At 39.3% G+C, this 17733-nt stretch carries 17 protein-coding genes, 1 tRNA gene and 1 pseudogene; 9 read left to right on the forward strand and 10 right to left on the reverse strand.

The features are described 5' to 3' along the window. The first annotated feature begins 74 nt into the window (after positions 1-74). The 3 genes and pseudogenes from ispG (at position 75) to CFPU101_RS09775 (ending at position 2629) form a co-directional block, all read left to right on the forward strand. Positions 75-1291 (forward strand): annotated as a pseudogene (ispG, locus tag CFPU101_RS09765) ((E)-4-hydroxy-3-methylbut-2-enyl-diphosphate synthase). 44 nt (positions 1292-1335) lie between these two features. Then, positions 1336-2466 (forward strand): quinone-dependent dihydroorotate dehydrogenase, encoded by a 1131-nt coding sequence (locus CFPU101_RS09770; RefSeq protein ID WP_206815169.1) that lies wholly within the window; start codon positions 1336-1338, stop codon positions 2464-2466. Positions 2467-2555: 89 nt separating this feature from the next. Next, positions 2556-2629 (forward strand) — tRNA-Asp (locus tag CFPU101_RS09775). A gap of 50 nt (positions 2630-2679) precedes the next feature. Here the strand turns inward: CFPU101_RS09775 and rd are convergent. From rd to CFPU101_RS09790, 3 genes are all read right to left on the reverse strand, one after another. After that, positions 2680-2844 (reverse strand): rubredoxin, encoded by a 165-nt coding sequence (gene rd, locus CFPU101_RS09780; protein WP_206815170.1) that lies wholly within the window; start codon positions 2842-2844, stop codon positions 2680-2682. Between the two features lie 169 nt (positions 2845-3013). Then, complete coding sequence (ychF, locus tag CFPU101_RS09785) at positions 3014-4105, reverse strand: redox-regulated ATPase YchF (RefSeq protein ID WP_206815171.1); 1092 nt, start codon at positions 4103-4105, stop codon at positions 3014-3016. A 142-nt stretch (positions 4106-4247) separates the two neighbouring features. Further along, complete coding sequence (locus tag CFPU101_RS09790; RefSeq protein WP_206815172.1) at positions 4248-4931, reverse strand: SH3 domain-containing protein; 684 nt, start codon at positions 4929-4931, stop codon at positions 4248-4250. A 368-nt stretch (positions 4932-5299) separates the two neighbouring features. Between CFPU101_RS09790 and CFPU101_RS09795 the strand changes: the two genes are divergently transcribed. Together CFPU101_RS09795 and CFPU101_RS09800 are read left to right on the forward strand one after the other, a co-directional pair. Beyond that, positions 5300-6106, forward strand: a complete 807-nt coding sequence (locus CFPU101_RS09795) for an inositol monophosphatase family protein (protein WP_206815173.1) — start codon at positions 5300-5302, stop codon at positions 6104-6106. Between the two features lie 38 nt (positions 6107-6144). Then, positions 6145-6528, forward strand: coding sequence for a DUF1499 domain-containing protein (locus tag CFPU101_RS09800; RefSeq protein ID WP_206815174.1), 384 nt, complete (start codon positions 6145-6147; stop codon positions 6526-6528). A 34-nt stretch (positions 6529-6562) separates the two neighbouring features. Here the strand turns inward: CFPU101_RS09800 and CFPU101_RS09805 are convergent, their stop codons facing one another. Then, a complete protein-coding gene (locus CFPU101_RS09805) occupies positions 6563-6775 on the reverse strand; it encodes a DUF2555 domain-containing protein (RefSeq protein ID WP_206815175.1) in 213 nt (70 codons plus the stop codon). Between the two features lie 153 nt (positions 6776-6928). On the opposite strand from CFPU101_RS09805, the gene CFPU101_RS09810 reads away from it, so the two are divergent. Further along, a complete protein-coding gene (locus CFPU101_RS09810) occupies positions 6929-8308 on the forward strand; it encodes a cytochrome P450 (protein WP_206815176.1) in 1380 nt (459 codons plus the stop codon). A gap of 20 nt (positions 8309-8328) precedes the next feature. Here CFPU101_RS09810 and CFPU101_RS09815 read toward each other — a convergent pair whose 3' ends face one another. The 3 genes from CFPU101_RS09815 to leuB form a co-directional block, all read right to left on the reverse strand. Beyond that, positions 8329-8586, reverse strand: coding sequence for a DUF4926 domain-containing protein (locus CFPU101_RS09815; RefSeq protein ID WP_206815177.1), 258 nt, complete (start codon positions 8584-8586; stop codon positions 8329-8331). 93 nt (positions 8587-8679) lie between these two features. Continuing rightward, entirely contained in the window at positions 8680-9591 is a 912-nt protein-coding gene (gene puuE, locus CFPU101_RS09820; protein ID WP_206815178.1) for an allantoinase PuuE, read from the reverse strand. A gap of 32 nt (positions 9592-9623) precedes the next feature. Beyond that, positions 9624-10709, reverse strand: coding sequence for a 3-isopropylmalate dehydrogenase (gene leuB, locus CFPU101_RS09825; protein ID WP_206815179.1), 1086 nt, complete (start codon positions 10707-10709; stop codon positions 9624-9626). A gap of 208 nt (positions 10710-10917) precedes the next feature. Here leuB and CFPU101_RS09830 point away from each other — a divergent pair, with 208 nt between their 5' ends. Next, the gene (locus tag CFPU101_RS09830) at positions 10918-12093 is read left to right on the forward strand and encodes an LptF/LptG family permease (protein ID WP_206815180.1); all 1176 of its coding nucleotides are present in this window, start codon (positions 10918-10920) and stop codon (positions 12091-12093) included. Positions 12094-12124: 31 nt separating this feature from the next. On the opposite strand, the gene CFPU101_RS09835 is transcribed toward CFPU101_RS09830, so the two are convergent. Further along, the gene (locus tag CFPU101_RS09835; RefSeq protein ID WP_206815181.1) at positions 12125-13777 is read right to left on the reverse strand and encodes an acetolactate synthase large subunit; all 1653 of its coding nucleotides are present in this window, start codon (positions 13775-13777) and stop codon (positions 12125-12127) included. Positions 13778-14123: 346 nt separating this feature from the next. After that, positions 14124-15911: an aspartate--tRNA ligase gene (gene aspS, locus CFPU101_RS09840; RefSeq protein WP_206815182.1), complete on the reverse strand. Its 1788-nt coding sequence runs from the start codon at positions 15909-15911 to the stop codon at positions 14124-14126. A 223-nt stretch (positions 15912-16134) separates the two neighbouring features. On the opposite strand from aspS, the gene CFPU101_RS09845 reads away from it, so the two are divergent. Next, a complete protein-coding gene (locus CFPU101_RS09845; RefSeq protein ID WP_206815183.1) occupies positions 16135-16458 on the forward strand; it encodes a hypothetical protein in 324 nt (107 codons plus the stop codon). A 26-nt stretch (positions 16459-16484) separates the two neighbouring features. Further along, on the forward strand, positions 16485-16628 hold the full coding sequence (locus tag CFPU101_RS25525) for an HNH endonuclease (protein ID WP_242577860.1): 144 nt from the start codon (positions 16485-16487) through the stop codon (positions 16626-16628). Between the two features lie 217 nt (positions 16629-16845). Here CFPU101_RS25525 and CFPU101_RS09855 read toward each other — a convergent pair whose 3' ends face one another. Then, a complete protein-coding gene (locus CFPU101_RS09855; protein WP_206815184.1) occupies positions 16846-17649 on the reverse strand; it encodes a hypothetical protein in 804 nt (267 codons plus the stop codon). Positions 17650-17733 lie beyond the last annotated feature (84 nt).

The following is a 17733-nucleotide window of genomic DNA, read 5'->3' on the forward strand; positions in this document are numbered from 1 at the left end:
GGGCATCATTTGAGAAAATACAATAAGCCCTGATAATTTTTTGGCTAATCAAAGCGACTCAAGCAAGCGTGAATATGCAAACTCTTCCAAACCCCAAAGCTACAGCAACCACCCCTGAATTTGATACCACCATTCACCGACGTAAAACTCGTCCCGTTCGAGTCGGAGATGTCATCATTGGTGGCGGTTATCCCGTCGTCGTTCAGTCGATGATTAATGAAGATACTCTAGATATCGATGGTTCTGTTGCTGCCATTCGGCGGTTACATGAAATTGGCTGCGAGATTGTTCGAGTCACCGTACCCAGTATGGCCCATGCAAAAGCCCTAGCAGAGATTAAAGAAAAACTAGCCAAAACTTATAAACCTGTGCCTCTAGTGGCAGATGTGCATCACAACGGCATGAAAATCGCCCTAGAAGTCGCCCAACACGTCGATAAAGTTCGGATTAACCCCGGACTATACGTCTTTGAAAAACCCAAATCCGACGTACTGAATATAGTCAAGCGGAATTCGATGAAATTGGCGATAAAATTAGAGAAACGCTCAAACCACTGGTTTTAACCCTCAAAGAACAGAATAAAGCGATGCGAATTGGGGTTAATCATGGTTCACTCGCCGAACGGATGTTATTTAGTTACGGTGACACTCCTGAAGGGATGGTGGAATCGGCTTTGGAATTCTTAAAGATTTGTGAATCATTGGATTTTCGCAACCTAGTCATCTCAATGAAAGCTTCTCGCGTTCCCGTTATGTTAGCCGCCTATCGTTTGATGGTGAAACGGATGGATGAGTTAGGGATGGACTATCCGTTGCATTTAGGAGTCACAGAAGCAGGAGATGGCGAATACGGACGCATTAAATCAACCGCAGGAATTGCCACCCTATTAGCAGAAGGAATAGGCGATACCATTCGCGTTTCTCTCACAGAAGCCCCCGAAAAAGAAATCCCCGTTTGTTATAGCATTCTACAAGCCTTGGGAATGCGGAAAACAATGGTAGAATATGTCGCTTGTCCGTCTTGTGGTCGTACTTTATTTAATCTAGAAGAAGTCCTACACAAAGTACGAGAAGCCACGAAACATCTAACGGGTTTAGATATTGCTGTTATGGGATGTATCGTCAATGGGCCTGGGGAGATGGCTGATGCAGATTATGGTTATGTCGGCAAACAAGCGGGTTATATTGCCTTGTATCGCGGTCGAGATGAGATTAAACGTGTTCCCGAAGATCAAGGGGTTGAAGAGTTGATTAATCTCATTAAAGCCGATGGTCGTTGGGTTGAACCGTAAAATAAGCCCCTTCCTGTAAAAGGAGAGGGGAAGAGAAGGTAATAATGCTTTTTGAACTCTTAAAACCTGCTTATCCTCTAGCTTTTTCGGCAGTTAGAGGAACTTTAGAAGATACTCATCTACAACTATTAAAAACCCTAAATTGGATGGATCAGACACGCGATCGTCCTATGGTGCGTTGGTTAGTATCTGAATTAGAACAATCTTTCTGTCATACGAATCCCCGTTTAGCACAAAATTTATGGGGACTCAATTTTAGTAACCCTCTCGGTTTAGCCGCAGGTTTTGATAAAGATGGTTTAGGGGCAGGAATTTGGAATAGTTTTGGCTTTGGCTTTGCAGAATTAGGGGCGATTACGCTGCATTCTCAATCGGGTAACCCCCGACCTCGTTTATTTCGTTTACCACAGGATAAAGCCGCTTTAAACCGCATGGGAGCGAATAATCAAGGGGCGGCGGTGATGGCACGAACTCTAGAACATACTTGGCAGAGACATCCGCGATCAATTCCCATTGGCATTAATTTGTGTAAATCGAAGATCACAGCTTTAGAAGATGCGCCGCAAGATTATGTCGGGAGTTTTCAGTACCTCAAAGATTGGGCGGATTATTTTGTGATTAATGTGAGTTCTCCTAATACCCCAGGATTACGCGATTTACAAGGTGGGGAACAACTTGAACCAATTCTAGCGGCTTTAGCCACAGCCAATGAAAATCAACAACCCATTCTGATTAAAATTGCCCCTGATCTCGATTGGGAGGCGATTTCAAACATTCTTAAACTAACTCAAACCTATCAATTAGCGGGAATTATTGCCACAAATACGACGATTAGACGAGATTTACAAACCAAAATCTTAAAAGAAACGGGTAATCCTTTGAGTGAGGAAGCAGGGGGAATCAGTGGTTTACCGTTACGGGAACGCTCAACTGAGGTAATTCGTTTTATTTACCAAGAAACTAAAGGACAACTGCCGATTATTGGGGTCGGTGGGATTTTTACGGCTGATGATGCTTGGGACAAAATTACGGCGGGCGCAAGTTTGTTACAAATGTATACAGGTTGGCTGTATCAAGGCCCTTGGATTGTCCCTTCTATTTTAAAAGGATTACTCACTAAACTCGATGTTGCAGGACTATCCAATATCTCTGAAGCAGTCGGCTATAGAGAATAGCGATCGCGCCATATCTTGTAAAATTCTTGACCAAAAAGGCTTGACAAATTAATTGTTTTTAAATTACTATAGGAATTGTCGCAAAAATTGGGATTGTAGTTCAATTGGTTAGAGCACCGCCCTGTCACGGCGGAAGTTGCGGGTTCGAGCCCCGTCAATCCCGTAGAAAGCCTAATTTTTAGTTTGCTGTTTCTAATCCTAGAAGACATTTAATCATTCTTCGAGGAGTTCAAAATCAGATTTAGTAGCACCACAGACGGGACAATACCAATCATCAAGAATATCTTCAAAAGCCGTACCTGATTCAATCCCCGAATCTGGATCGCCTTCTTCTGGATCGTACACGTAACCACAAACGCTACAAGTATATTTATTCATAATGCAATGCCCTGGGATTTTATTTTGAGAACTGCCAGTCATTATAAAGCTGACTCAATTCTCAAAAAAACTTTGCTTAATCATCATTCACACTTCAATAAGTGATGATTATTGAAAAAAGGTAAGGTTTGGCAACCAAACCCTAACAATTTTAATGATGTATGAGGAACTAAACATTAAAACGGAATAATAATACATCGCCTTCTTGCACGACATATTCTTTTCCTTCACTGCGGACTAACCCTTTTTCTTTTGCTGCACTCATACTACCTAAAGTGACTAAATCCTGATAAGCAACGGTTTCAGCCCGAATAAAACCTCGCTCAAAATCAGTATGAATGACACCTGCGGCTTGTGGTGCTTTCATCCCTGCTAAAATTGTCCAAGCGCGGGTTTCTTGGGGCCCTGTCGTTAAATAAGTCCGCAAACCGAGTAATTCATAAGTCGCTTTAATTAACGATTTTAACCCCCCTTCTTCGACATTTAGAGATGCGAGAAATTCTTGTCGTTCCTCTGGGGATAAATCGACTAATTCCGCTTCAACCTGTGCCGAAATAATTACAACTTTCGCCCCTTCAGTTTCAGCTAGTTTACGGACTTGTTCAACCCATTCATTGCCAGTTGCAAGGTCATCTTCAGAAACATTAGCCGCATAAATAATCGGTTTGCGGGTTAAGAGTCCTAATGATTTAATCAGTTCTTCTTCTTCGACGGTTAAAGATACTTGTCTCGCGGGTTTTCCTTCATTTAACGCCGCTATAATGGGTTCTAATATTATTAATTCAGCTTGCGCTTCTTTGCTATTTTTAGCTTGTTTGCGTACTCTTTCAATTCGTTTTTCAACCTGTCCTAAGTCAGCTAAAGCTAATTCTAGATTAATAATTTCAATATCACTAGCAGGATCGACTGAACCCGATACATGAATAATATCAGGATCATCGAAACAACGAACCACCTGTACAATTGCGTCTACTTCTCGGATATTCGCTAAAAATTGGTTTCCCAGACCTTCCCCTTTACTAGCACCTTTGACTAATCCTGCAATATCAACAAATTCGATGCGAGTCGGTACAATTTTTTCAGATTGCGAAATTTTGGCTAATACGTCTAAGCGTTCATCGGGAACTGATACAACACCAACATTAGGTTCAATAGTACAAAAGGGAAAGTTAGCTGCTTCTGCTTTGGCATTAGCGACTAAGGCGTTAAATAGGGTCGATTTGCCAACGTTGGGTAGCCCGACGATACCTGCTCTTAACATAGGAATTAATTAATAAAATCAGAATAATAATCTTAACGATAGTCCGATTAACTACTCTAACACGGCGCGGAATTTCTCGGCTTCAAAACAAATGACAGGAAAGATCTTACTCTCCTGCCACAAGAAAATTAATTTTGGATTTTTAGATGCTACGACGATATGAGGTTTCTACATATTGAGCAGGAATCCAACCACCATTGTCCAATTCTACCCAGTTGTTTTCTCTGCGTCCTGTTAAGATTACTCGCTCACCATTAAGCAGCCTTCCTGTGATTTGATTGGCTGTACCAGGGCCTGAATAAACCTCCAAGTCTTCACCATTGGTTTTAACCAATCCTTCCGTGCGTTCTGCACCTACCGTTCTTCGAGTATTATAATTGTCATCATCGGTAGTACGTTGTTTTCCTCTGGTTAAAGCAATGAGTAGAGGAATGCCAATTAAAGGTAGGAGTAACCATAACCAGGGACTAACCCCTCTAGTTGCTTCTTGCGCATTATCAACCGCTTGTCCTGCTGCTTGGCCTGCATCAAAAGAAACGCTTTTATCGCCTTGGGTGTAACCACAGGTTAATCTCGCTTCTGTCCCACCTTTGACCAAATTAAGAACAACTTTAACACGATCACCTGTCGCGTCATAAGGTTCAACGGAAAGAATATCCTTTAAAGTGTAACCGTCTGCTTTGGCTTTATCGATACAAGCGGTTTTAGCCGCATTTGATAAATCAGGGGCAATGGTTCCCTGCGCTTGAATAGGTGACGCAACTGCTAAAGTCGCCGCGCTGATTATAGCTAATACGCCAGCTTTTTTTAAATTGGTTGTTTTCATTATGGAAACCTCTGTTAAATATTGCCAAAATTAGCAAGTTATGAGTAAGCAGTGATTCATCTTGCTCAGAGTTAAAAATCAAATGTTGCAATCAACCTTTTATTTAAGTCAATCGGTAAAATGATTAATGACTCTATTGAGTTTAGTAGACAAATCAGTGAAAATCAGGATTCAAAGTTCAGGATGCTTAAATTTATATTTTACAGCCTACAGGATAACACTGATCTAATTTGACTACAACCGTATAATGTCTGTGTTTATACTAAATTAAGTATTTCTTAAGATATAGACGCTTTTTTAAAGAGATATCAATCACTTTCGCGGTTTAAATTAGATTTTAATATAATTAATTAATAACTCTGACTTAGATGATGCTTAAATCAGCAATTCAATTAGCCGAAAAATTAGCCGATGTCTCTGGAAAGATTATCTGTCAATCCTTTCGCCAGCCTTATTTGCAAACTGAGACTAAAAGTAATGAAGTCTCTTCTATTGTGACGATTGCCGATCAAAAAGCTGAATCGGCAATGGTCGAATTAATCTCTTTAGAAGCTCCTCAAGATGGAATTATTCGAGAAGAAGGCGACAATATTAGCTCAGAGAGTGGACTGTATTGGGTACTTGATCCAATTGATGGAACTGCTGCTTTTACTAAAGGATTGCCCATTTTTGGAACTTTAATCGGCTTAGTTGATCTCAACAAAAATACAACTATCTTAGGAATTGTTAATCAACCAATCCTCAAAGAACGATGGTTAGGAGTCACAGAAGAAGTCACGCGACTTAATCATCAACCGCTGATTAATGTTTATGCAAAAGAGACAAACAACAAGTTACAAGATGCTTGTTTAACCTCAACAACCCCACTGATGTTTATTACCGAACGACAAAAAGCGATCGCAACTCAATTACAACAAATCTGCAAACGAACCGCTTTTGGAGGAGACTGTTATAACTATGTTTCCCTTGCGTCTGGGTGGAGTGCGATGCCAATGGTGATCCTAGAATCCGATCTCAAGTATTATGATTTTTGTGCCTTGATTCCTATTATTGAAGGCACAGGGGGAGTGATTACAGATTGGCAGGGACAATCGCTTAATGCAACATCTACAGAAATTCTAGCGGCTTCTAATCCTGTTTTACATCAACAAGCCTTAGCCGTTATTTCAGGTTAAGTTAAGTTTCATGAATTGTTTTTTAGGAGTGATCGACAATGTTTAACTTTTCTGGAAATCGTCCGACTAACTTAGGGATAAAAGATGGCAAATTAGCAGTTTGTCCTGGGAGTCCTAACTGTGTTAATAGCCAAAGCTCTAATCCACAATCAAAAATCGATGCTTTACCATTTATGACGATCGCAGATTTAAGGAAAGTCATTGAAAGTATGGAAAGAACGACAATCATTGAGGAAACGTCTAACTATCTATATGCTGAGTTTAAAAGTAAACTGATGGGTTATGTCGATGATGTTGAGTTTTATTTAGACCCCAGTGATAATTTAATTCAGGTTCGTTCTGCATCTCGTTTAGGACAATCTGACTTAGGAGTGAACCGCAAACGGGTTGAAGAAATTCGTTCTAAACTAAAATCCCTTTAAATAATTTTAAGGTGGCTCATGTCCACCTTAAACATTAAGACTCGTCATAGGTCTCGAGATCGAGAAGATAGAGATAGGGTTCAATTAATTCTTGACGCTGAAAAGCGATCGCTCGTAATAAATGCCAATCTTGTAAAGCTTCAAAAGGATTATTGTAGTCATCTTGTTCCAAGCGACCCGCCAAATTAGCAACATCATCGGCTGTAAGCGTTGCGATGTCTTGTATTAATACATCTAAGGTGATCATCTAAGATACCTCCTTTGAGACTATTTTGACTAGAACAATCTTTTCATATTATTCTAACCTTAATTCGTTATAGCGGTCTTCTATTTTGATCACGGCAATTTTTTTTCAAAAGAGCTAAATTCGTAAATAAAAGAAAAACGATACAACAGAGCAATGTTACAACTCAACAAACCCTCTACACCTCAATCAACGAACCAACTTCCAAACGGATCGAGCAAGGCTAGTACATTTAAGATGCTTTGGGCGATCATCAAACCCTTTCAATACCTTGAAACGATGCACAAACGCTATGGCGATTTATACTTAGATGTTTTTTCAGCCTTTCCACCCACTCTCATCATCAGCGACCCACAAGCGATCGAAAAAGTTTTTACCCTATCACCTGAATTATTTCTATCAGGGCCAGCTAATGCGATCTTACAACCTCTGTTTGGCTCAACTGCAATTCTATTTCAAGATGGCGAACCTCATGAAAAAAAGCGTAAATTATTAATGCCTCCCTTTCATGGTGAACGGATGCGAGCTTATGGACAACAGATCCATGATATTACCCTTCAAGTGATGGCAGAACCTATCAAAAAAAGACGATTTACTGCCCGTCCCGTAATGCAGGAAATCTCACTGAGAGTCATTCTTAAAGCCGTATTTGGACTCAGAGAAGGAGAACGCTATGAAAAAATTCGTTCAACATTGATTGAATATCTCGACTTTTTCAACATCCCCCTAAATGCAACTTTCCTATTTTTTCCATCATTACAAAAAGATTTAGGGGCATGGAGTCCTTGGGGTCGCTTTGTACGTCGCAAAAAGATACTTCTTGAGTTAATAGACGAAGAAATTAAAGAAAGACGAGAACAGCAAAATTTTACAGGTGAGGACATCATGAGTTTGCTACTCTCTGCTCGTGATGAAGAAGGACAAGCAATGAACGATGAGGAATTGCGAAATGAGTTATTAGCTTTACTTTTTGCAGGACACGAAACAACGGCACTTGCTTTATCATGGGCTTTATATTGGATACATTATTTACCAGAAGTGCGGGAGAAATTATTAGAGGAACTGTCTACAATCAATATAAGCGAGGTTGATCCGTCTGAAATTGCCCGTTTACCTTATTTATCAGCCGTTTGCTCAGAAACCCTTAGACTTTATCCAGTGGCTCTCTTTACCTTCTCGCGCCTTCTACAAGAACCAATGGAATTAATGGGCTATCAAATTCCTCAAGGTATCGGTTTAGCAATTCCAATTTATATCACCCATCAACGTCCTGAACTTTATCCAGAACCTAAAAAATTCAAACCCGAACGCTTTTTAGAACGTCAGTTTTCTCCATATGAGTATCTTCCGTTTGGGGGTGGTAACCGTCGCTGTATTGGTGCGGCTTTTGCTTTATTTGAGATGAAAATTGTTTTAGTCACCATCTTAACGAATTATTCCTTAGCTTTAGCCCAACAAAAACCCATTTTACCTGTACGTCGTGGGATTGTTTTTGCCCCTGCTGGTGGTGTCCGTTTAAAAGTCAAGGATAATTAATAATTATTAATTTAGTCTGCTCAAGCAACTTGAAGCTCATAATGCAAAACTAGAAGCTCATCTTCTTGTAATATAGCCATTGCATATTCTCGACCTTGATGGTCAGAAAACTCTACTAAATAGTGTTTTCCATCTTGTTCATACACTTCAACAACTGTTCCAACTTGACCACTGGGTAAACCTTCTATCCCAAACTGTTCGGGTTCAACTAAAGTTAATCTTTCTAGAGAAACTGGATGAATGATAGCAACAGTATCTAAAATCTGAATATTTTTCATCTGATTTCACCTGATAAATGCAGAAATAAGCTTTTGCATTGATATTTTTGCTTGATTGCCGTTAGGTAGTTTCATGGCTCGATCTTTGAGCGATTATATTCTAGGGGGATGATGTTGATACCAGTGATGGGCAATATCAATACGACGACATAACCAAACTTTCTCATGTTGCTGTACATAATCTAAAAATCGGCCTAACGATGCAGCACGTCCAGGACGACCGACAAGACGACAATGTAAGCCGATACTGAGCATTTTAGGGGTTGTTTCACCTTCTGTGTAGAGAACATCAAAGGAATCTTTAAGATATGTAAAAAATTGATCTCCTGAGTTAAAGCCTTGAGGAGAGGCAAAACGCATATCATTGCTATCGAGGGTGTAGGGGATGACTAAATGTGGCTTGCTATAATCATAGTCCCAGTAGGGGAGATCATCGGCATAACTATCCGCATCGTATAAAAATCCGCCTTCTTCTACAACAAGTTTTCGGGTGTGGGGACTGTTGCGCCCTGTATACCAACCGAGGGGACGACTTCCTGTAACTTCGGTATGAATTGCGATCGCTTTTTGTAGATGTTCTCGTTCCGCGTCTTCACAAAAATACTTATAATCGATCCAACGATAGCCATGACTTGCAATCTCCCAGTCAGCCTCTTTCATCGCGGCTACGGCTTCAGGATTTCGCTCTAGTGCCATCGCAATTCCATAAATCGTAACAGGGATTCCTTTTTGAGTAAACATACGGTAGAGTCGCCAAAAACCCGCCCGACTGCCATACTCGTAGATCGATTCCATACTCATGTGTCTAAGTCCCTGAAACGGTTGCGCCCCAATAATTTCCGATAAAAATGTTTCTGATGCCGCGTCTCCATGCAAGATACAATTTTCTCCCCCTTCTTCGTAATTAATCACGAACTGGATGGCGATACGGGCTTGATTGGGCCAATTGGGATGAGGGGGATTTTTTCCGTAACCGATTAAATCTCGTGGATAAGCTTGCGTCATTGTTTCAGCACAATTTGTATACAACCTACATTTTATCCTTCTAAAACTTTTAACAAAACTTGTCCCATCTCTTGACATCCAACCTGTTTCATGTTGAGGGACATGATATCACCCGTTCGATAACCTTGATCTAACACTGCTAAAACACCTTGTTCGATTTTATCGGCGGCGGCGGCTTCATTTAAACCATAGCGTAACATCATTGCAGCACTTAACACCTGTGCGAGAGGGTTGGCTTTATCTTGTCCCGCGATATCGGGGGCCGAACCATGAACAGGTTCAAAAACACCAGGCCCAGAAGATCCTAAACTTGCTGAGGGTAACATTCCAATACTCCCCGTTAGCATTGCTGCTGCATCGGACAGGATATCGCCAAATAAATTCCCTGTAATGATCGTATCAAACTGTTTCGGGTTGCGGACTAACTGCATCGCTGCATTATCGACATACATATGAGACAATTCGATATCGGGATATTTTTCAGATACGGCAATCACACGATCGCGCCATAATTGAGAGACATCTAAAACATTGGCTTTATCGACTGAACAAAGTTTGCTTTTACGTTTGCGGGATGCCTCAAACGCAACATGGGCAATGCGATCAATTTCTGACTCTGTATAAGCCATTGTATTAACGCCACGTTTTTCCCCTGTTTCAGTGGTAAAAATTCCCTTGGGTTGACCAAAATATACCCCCCCTGTCAGTTCCCGAACCACCATAATATCAACTCCCTCAACGACTTCTTTTTTGAGGCTAGAAGCGTCAATCAGTTGGGGTAAAATTGTGGCAGGACGGAGATTAGCAAATAGATTTAAGCCTGCACGTAAGCCTAAAAGTCCCGTTTCAGGGCGTTGTTGACGGGGTAGATTGTCCCATTTATAACCCCCAATGGCCGCCAGAAGAACCGCATCACTGTTACGGCAAAGATCTAAAGTTTCTTTAGGGAGAGGTTCACCTGTTTCATCGATCGCTGCGCCCCCAATTAACCCTTCTTGAAATTTAAAGCTAAGATCAAACTGTTTTCCTATGACATTAAGCACTTCTACGGTGACGGCTAAAATTTCGGGGCCAATACCATCGCCAGGTAGTAGAGTGATACCATATTGCTGAGTCATAGTTGTTTCTCGATTTGATTGGGGACGATCTATTATCTTACTGCTTAAGAGGCTGATCTGCGTTTTAAAATAGGAAGACAAACTTAGAAGATGATAATGAGATGGATAGGTAATAATCACGCGCCCAATGTCCGATCGCTTTATGCTTTAATGCTTAACGAGCATCTAAGTTCATATTTACATCAGCAACTAGAAAGTCGTTGACGAAATGAAAAAGGTTTATAACTGGCTAGTTACTATTTTTCAATTATTGCCAGGTGGCGGCAAAATCCTGGATAGCTATATTTTGTCCCAATTATTTCCCGCTTTTTTATTTGGCGTAGGGCTTTTATCAACTTTGGGGGTTGCTATTGGGAATCTTTCGGATTTAGCCAATAAGGTGTCTGATGCTAATTTACCTATTTTAATAGCTGTAGAAATTCTATTATTAAAAGTTCCTGAGTTTGTTTCTTATGCTTTACCAGTTTCGGTTCTTTTAGCAACACTCACCACTTATGGACGCTTAAGTAATGATAGTGAAATCATTGCAATTCGCAGTTGCGGTACCAATCTTTTTCGTCTGATTGTACCCGCTTTTCTGTTAAGTTTAATGGTCACAGGACTAACTTTTATTTGTACCGAGTTAGTGGTACCTTCCGCCAATTACCGCGCTACATCACTTTTAATCACTTCTATCAAAGAAGAACATGAATTTCGACAGACGAAAGATATCTTTTATCCTGATTATGAAAATATTATTTTACCTGATGGGCAAACGATTCGGACGCTAAGAAGTTTATTTTATGCCGAACAATTTAATGGAAAGGAGATGAAGTATTTAACGATACTACAATGGGTTGAACAACGCTTAGGACAAATTGTTATTTCTGATTCGGCTTCTTGGAATGCTCTAAAAAATACTTGGGATTTCTTTGACGGCACAATTTATCAAATTGCTCCTGATGCCTCTTATAGTGAAGCATTTCCCTTTGAACATCAACAATTAAAGTTTCCTAGAACGGTTTTTGATTTTGCGAGTCAAGGAAGAAACCCCTATGAAATGAATATTGCTCAAGCTCAAGAATATACTAAAATTTTAAAATTGAGTGGGGATCAAAAAAAAGTTAGACTATTTAAAGTTCGTCTTCAACAAAAAATCGCTTTTCCGTTTGTTTGTATTGTTTTTGGCATCGTTGGTTCGGCAATTGGTTCGGGTTTTGAGCAAATTGGACGTGGAACCAGTTTCGGTTTAAGTGTTGGAATTGTTTTTGCTTATTATGTGCTTGGTTTTATGACAGGTAGTATGGGTATCGTTGGGGCGATTTCTCCTTTTTTATCCGCTTGGCTACCTAATATTTTAGGATTGATTTTAGGAATAGTTTTAGTCCACGAAAGAAATAAATAGAGACGCAATTGCTCACGTCTCTACTTAAAATTTATGACCAAACTTGGCAACTTAAATCACCTGATTTTTGTGAGAGTTTGAGGTTTTCGCCATAATCAACAGGACAATCAATTACAGTGGGTACATCTTGTTTAAATGCTTCTTCAAGCGTCGGAATTAAATCGGCAGCAGATTCAACGCGATAGCCTTTGAGTCCCATACTTTCGGCAAATTTGACAAAATCGGGATTGCCAAATTTAACAAAGGAAGATTGACCAAATTGGTTCATTTGTTTCCATTCAATCAACCCATAGCCGTTATCGTTGAAGATGAGGGTAACAAACGGTGTACCGACACGTAAAGCGGTTTCTAATTCTTGACAGTTCATCATGAAACCACCGTCCCCTGTCACTGCAACAACCCGTTTATTGGGATGAACCAGTTTAGCAGCGATCGCACCAGGTATCGCAATTCCCATCGCCGCAAAACCATTAGAAATCAAACAAGTATTCGGGGTATCACAATGATAATGACGCGCCATCCACATTTTATGTGCGCCGACATCTGCAATAACAATATCTTCAGGCCCCATCACTTGTCTAAGATCATAGATTAGTTTTTGGGGTTTAATCGGGAAACCTTGATCATTCGCATAAAACTCGTAATCTTCGACAATTTCATGACGTAATGCTGCTGTGACTGGAGTAGGACGATTTTGGCGATCGGATCGTCTTAGTATATCTAAAAGTGAATCAGTAATATCCCCAATCACTTCCACAAGCGGAATATAGCTACTGTCAATTTCAGCGTTTTTCATTCCAATATGAATGATCGGAATATTCCCTTGAGGATTCCATTTTTTTGGAGAGTATTCGATTAAATCATAACCCACCGCAATCACTAAATCACTGCGATCAAAGGCACAACTAATTAAATCTCGTTGTTGCAGTCCCACACTCCATAAAGCTAAAGGATGAGTATAAGGAATTGTCCCTTTACCCATAAATGTATTCGCTACTGGAATATTAAGAACCGTCGCAAACTCGGTTAAGGCTTCGCTTGCATTAGCTCGTATTGTTCCATTTCCCACTAAAATTAAGGGATTTTTGGCTTTAGAGATCGCGTTGGCTGCTGCATTAAGACTACGATAGGATGCGTAGGTTTTTTCCTTGCTATCAATTGATAGGGGTCGCCCTAATGCTGACATCGCGGCAATATTTTCGGGTAAGTCGATATGAACCGCCCCCGGTTTTTCGCTTTGGGCAGTTTTAAAAGCTTTACGAACAACTTCAGGCGTAATACTGGGACGCACAATCTGTTTATTCCATTTAGTGACAGGCGCAAACATCGCTACTAAATCGAGATACTGATGTGATTCGATGTGCATCCGATCGGTTCCTACTTGTCCAGTAATGGCTACAAGCGGCGCACCATCGAGGTTAGCATCAGCAACCCCTGTCATTAAATTCGTTGCCCCAGGCCCCAAAGTTGAAAGACAAACTCCTGCTTTTCCAGTCAACCGTCCGTATACATCGGCCATAAAAGCCGCCCCTTGTTCGTGACGAGTTGTGATGAACTGGATCGAAGAATCTCTTAAAGCTTCTAATATGTGTAAATTTTCTTCCCCAGGTAATCCAAAAATGTATTCTACACCTTCATTTTCTAAGCACTGAACTAGGAGTTCGGCTGTGTTTAGTTCGCCCATAATTTATACCCCAAGCACCATTCACCGTTAATCTATTTCCTTCTAAGACAGCGTAGCCCGACAGAAGAGTCGGTTTGACAACTAATCCGTCGGGTTATTGATCGTGGATGAATTTTCCAAAGTTCCCTAAAAATTTAACAAATTCTATCTATTTCTATTCTGACTTAATAAAGTCGTTTTGGGCAGAGCGAATTTTATTAAGATTTAGAACGTTTGATCTTTAATGGACAAAACCTAATTAATTCTAAATGCAGAAATAGCAAAAAATTAATAAGTTTTTTACATATCAGTATAAATACTAACATCATCCTTTATTTTCTTTTTTGGAATTGACCCACCCTAAAAACTATGATTTTGGTTTATAAGTAGAAGCTACGTTTAATTCTTTTAGCTGTTTAGCATCAACGGATGACGGGGCATCTGTCAATAAACAACGTGCTTGTTGTGTTTTTGGAAAAGCAATCACATCTCTAATTGATTCTTCACCTGCTAATAGCATCACTAAACGATCTAAACCATAGGCAATACCCCCATGAGGCGGTGTACCATATTCAAAAGCATCTAGCAGAAAACCAAATTTACTATAAGCTTCTTCTTGGGTTAAACCAATGGTCGTAAAAACTTTTTCTTGGATTTCTCGTTGATAAATTCGTAAGCTTCCCCCACCGATTTCGAGCCCATTAAAAACCATATCATAGGCTAATGCTCTTGCTTTTGCCAAATTGTCGATATCTTCGGGATTAGGTGCAGTAAAGGGGTGATGTAATGCCTCTAAACGTTTTTCGTCTGCGTTCCATTCAAACATTGGAAAATCAGTGATCCAAAGTAAGTTAATTTTTTCTGGATCAATCAAACCCATCAATTCACCAATGACTAGGCGCAAGCGGCACAGAGACTTATTCACCGTATCTTGATCACCTGCACCAAATAGTAATAAGTGTCCTGGTTTCGCACCCGTTCGATTTAAGATTTCTTGTTTTTGTTCATCGCTTAAATTATCTTTAATCGCACCAATGGTATCTAAGTCAAGATTTTCTCTAACTCGAATATAAGCAATTCCTTTCGCACCAGCAGCAGTTGCTTCATTAAATAAATCACCACCTGGTTTAATCCGCACATTAGAAATCGCATCATTACCATTGGGAATGGGAAGAATTTTAACTAATCCACCATTTTTGATAGTTTCAGCAAATACTTTAAATCCTGAATCTTTAACTACATCTGAAACATCGACTAATTCTAACCCAAAACGAGTATCAGGCCGATCACATCCATATTTCGCCATCGAGTCAGTATAGGATAAACGGGGAAATGGACGCGGTAAATCAATATTTTTAACGGTTTTAAAAATATGACTCACTAAGGCTTCATTTAGATTTAAAATTTCATCTAATGACATGAAACTCATTTCCATGTCAAGCTGTGTAAATTCGGGTTGGCGATCGGCTCTTAAATCTTCATCACGAAAACACCGCGCAATCTGATAGTATCGATCCATCCCCGATACCATTAATAGCTGTTTAAATAACTGGGGTGACTGGGGTAGCGCGAACCATTCCCCTGGGTTGGCTCTTGAGGGAACTAAATAATCTCTGGCACCTTCGGGTGTAGAACGAGTCAGAATAGGGGTTTCTACTTCGATAAAGTTTTCTTCATCTTCAAGAAAACGACGCATCGCTTTAACGACTTGATGACGTAGCTGCAAGTTTTGACTCATGCTTTCTCGTCTAAGATCAAGATAGCGATATTTGAGACGAACATCTTCTCTAACTAACTCCGCATCGGCACTCGAAATGACAAACGGTAGTTGTTTGTGTACTGCATTCAGAAGTTCGATACTTTCTGCATAGATTTCGACTTCTCCTGTTGCTATTCTGGGGTTTAAAGACTCATCAGGTCGTTTGCTGACAGTTCCAATTACTTTGATGACATATTCATTTCTCACGCTTTCTGCTACAGCATAAGAATTCGGTGTCCGTTGTGGATCGCTGACAATTTGTATCGTTCCTGTGCGATCCCGTAAGTCAATAAAGATCACTCCTCCATGATCCCGATGTCGATCAACCCAACCAAAAAGGGTTACTGTTTCTTTGATCTGAATTCCTCTAAGTTCGCCACAATAATGAGTTCGCATGATTCTTTTATCGATAAGCTTTGCTGATAATACAATTCGTAGTATTTCTAGAATAACCAGATTTTGACGCATTGCCCATTATCTAGCATTTTGGCGACTCTGTACGATCCATTCAGGATTTGTTTTTATTCATTATGACAGGTTGAGTGTTTTGTGGTGTTGCCAAAAATTTCTTAAAATTTAAGATATCTGGAAAATTAAGATAAGTTTGGTAATTAAATCTATGATTGAACCTAAATTAATAATTGAGCCTTCTTACTGGCTAAGGGAAGGTATTCAATTAGAAAAAGTTAATGAGCATTATCTATTCAAATTCACTCCTCAGTTACAAGCACGTTCTGATGAATTAATAGAACAAAGCAAAAATAATTTACTTACGTCACAAGAAAAGGCAGAATTAGAAAGTATATCTGAATTAGCTCAAATTTTTACTTATGCTAATTCGATTTTGACTGTTAAACTAAAATGGTATCCGACTACATCTGAGAATTTGTTGCACAATGAGCTAAATATCTCTGTGAATACTGCCACTCGCCAGAGTTTATAAGTAGCGATCGTTTCACGGTCGATCATATTTTACCTAGATCTTTAGGCGGTTCCGATGAGTTGGATAATCTTGCATATGCTTGTCGTCGCTGCAATGAGCATCATTACAATTTTTTGGTCGAAACTGATCTGATAACTCAACAAAAAGTTCCTCTTTTTAACCCTCGTTAGGAACAATGGAACGAGCATTTTATTTGGAGTCAGAATGCACTAACAATTTTAGGAAAAACTTCTATAGGTAGAGCAACTTATAATAGGCTAGATTTGAATGATGAACATCATGCTAATGGTTTTATTCAAAAATCTAGACAATTATGGATAAAGCTTGGTGTTCATCCACCTCAAGAAGATTTATCAGAAAGATAGTGACTATATATTACTAAGTTTATTAAATAGGCATTTCTCTTCCCCACGAATCATGTTGAGCCAGTAGTATTAGATACAAGCAAAGGAGAATTACTTGAGACAATCTATGGTCAGGCATAAGGTAGCTTATTAGATTTTTTATTTGCTCAGAGTATACAAAAAATTCTAGCTTTCTTAAAAGTTTATGGTACTCATTAAATAAAACTGGATTTTCTTCAATTTTTCCTCCTTCTACCTGGTTATCCTCTAATAGGTTTTTTAGTTGCTCAATTCCTTGCTTAAAAAACTGCGTATTTTCTTCAAGTAATTTAAAGATTTGCTGTGAGCGTTTTATTGCAATTTGATATAGCTGCTCTTGCTGTTCTGTAAGACGCTCAAAAAAAACAGTCAAGAACTTTTCAAGCTCTTGATGTTCAATTATTGGATTTTCTTGATAATCTGTTTGAATGTGAATTATATTATTGATATCCTCGCACCATCTTGAGATCCTATACAATTCTTGCTTTTCTATCAGTTCATAGTTATAAGCATTAAAAAAATAATACAATATTTTATAAAAAATATGCCTTGTATACATTTCATTTGATTTAGATAGAGTTGAATAAGAATCAGTGTAGTCAGCAATATCTTTTAATGCTAAGTGAGCTTCTATATCTATTTCGTCTATCAATGGTTTGACTTGTCTTCGCCAGTAGTTAAATTGATCTGAATATTTTTTTAGATGGTCTTCTCTAAATTGTCTCCCACGTATATCATTGCTAACCCTTAACTCATTACCAATTGCTGACTGACCTAGTAAAGTTCTCACAAGGTTAGTAAATGCCATAATTAATCGTCTATCATTGAAGATTAGATCTTGCATACAATTTAAGATAGTAGGTATATAAGTATTATAGCAACTGAATTAAAA

Source organism: Chroococcus sp. FPU101 (assembly GCF_017312365.1).
Lineage (GTDB): Bacteria > Cyanobacteriota > Cyanobacteriia > Cyanobacteriales > Microcystaceae > Chroococcus.

Coding starts and splice junctions, on each gene's coding strand:
- CFPU101_RS09835 (WP_206815181.1), bottom strand. CDS start 13,777: ATGGGCGAACTAAACACAGCCGAACTCCTAGTTCAGTGCTTAGAAAAT.
- CFPU101_RS09830 (WP_206815180.1), top strand. CDS start 10,918: ATGAAAAAGGTTTATAACTGGCTAGTTACTATTTTTCAATTATTGCCA.
- CFPU101_RS09810 (WP_206815176.1), top strand. CDS start 6,929: ATGTTACAACTCAACAAACCCTCTACACCTCAATCAACGAACCAACTT.
- CFPU101_RS09805 (WP_206815175.1), bottom strand. CDS start 6,775: ATGATCACCTTAGATGTATTAATACAAGACATCGCAACGCTTACAGCC.
- CFPU101_RS09855 (WP_206815184.1), bottom strand. CDS start 17,649: ATGGCATTTACTAACCTTGTGAGAACTTTACTAGGTCAGTCAGCAATT.
- puuE (WP_206815178.1), bottom strand. CDS start 9,591: ATGACGCAAGCTTATCCACGAGATTTAATCGGTTACGGAAAAAATCCC.
- CFPU101_RS09795 (WP_206815173.1), top strand. CDS start 5,300: ATGATGCTTAAATCAGCAATTCAATTAGCCGAAAAATTAGCCGATGTC.
- CFPU101_RS09815 (WP_206815177.1), bottom strand. CDS start 8,586: ATGAAAAATATTCAGATTTTAGATACTGTTGCTATCATTCATCCAGTT.
- aspS (WP_206815182.1), bottom strand. CDS start 15,911: ATGCGAACTCATTATTGTGGCGAACTTAGAGGAATTCAGATCAAAGAA.
- CFPU101_RS09790 (WP_206815172.1), bottom strand. CDS start 4,931: ATGAAAACAACCAATTTAAAAAAAGCTGGCGTATTAGCTATAATCAGC.
- CFPU101_RS09770 (WP_206815169.1), top strand. CDS start 1,336: ATGCTTTTTGAACTCTTAAAACCTGCTTATCCTCTAGCTTTTTCGGCA.
- leuB (WP_206815179.1), bottom strand. CDS start 10,709: ATGACTCAGCAATATGGTATCACTCTACTACCTGGCGATGGTATTGGC.
- rd (WP_206815170.1), bottom strand. CDS start 2,844: ATGAATAAATATACTTGTAGCGTTTGTGGTTACGTGTACGATCCAGAA.
- ychF (WP_206815171.1), bottom strand. CDS start 4,105: ATGTTAAGAGCAGGTATCGTCGGGCTACCCAACGTTGGCAAATCGACC.
- CFPU101_RS09800 (WP_206815174.1), top strand. CDS start 6,145: ATGTTTAACTTTTCTGGAAATCGTCCGACTAACTTAGGGATAAAAGAT.
- CFPU101_RS09845 (WP_206815183.1), top strand. CDS start 16,135: ATGATTGAACCTAAATTAATAATTGAGCCTTCTTACTGGCTAAGGGAA.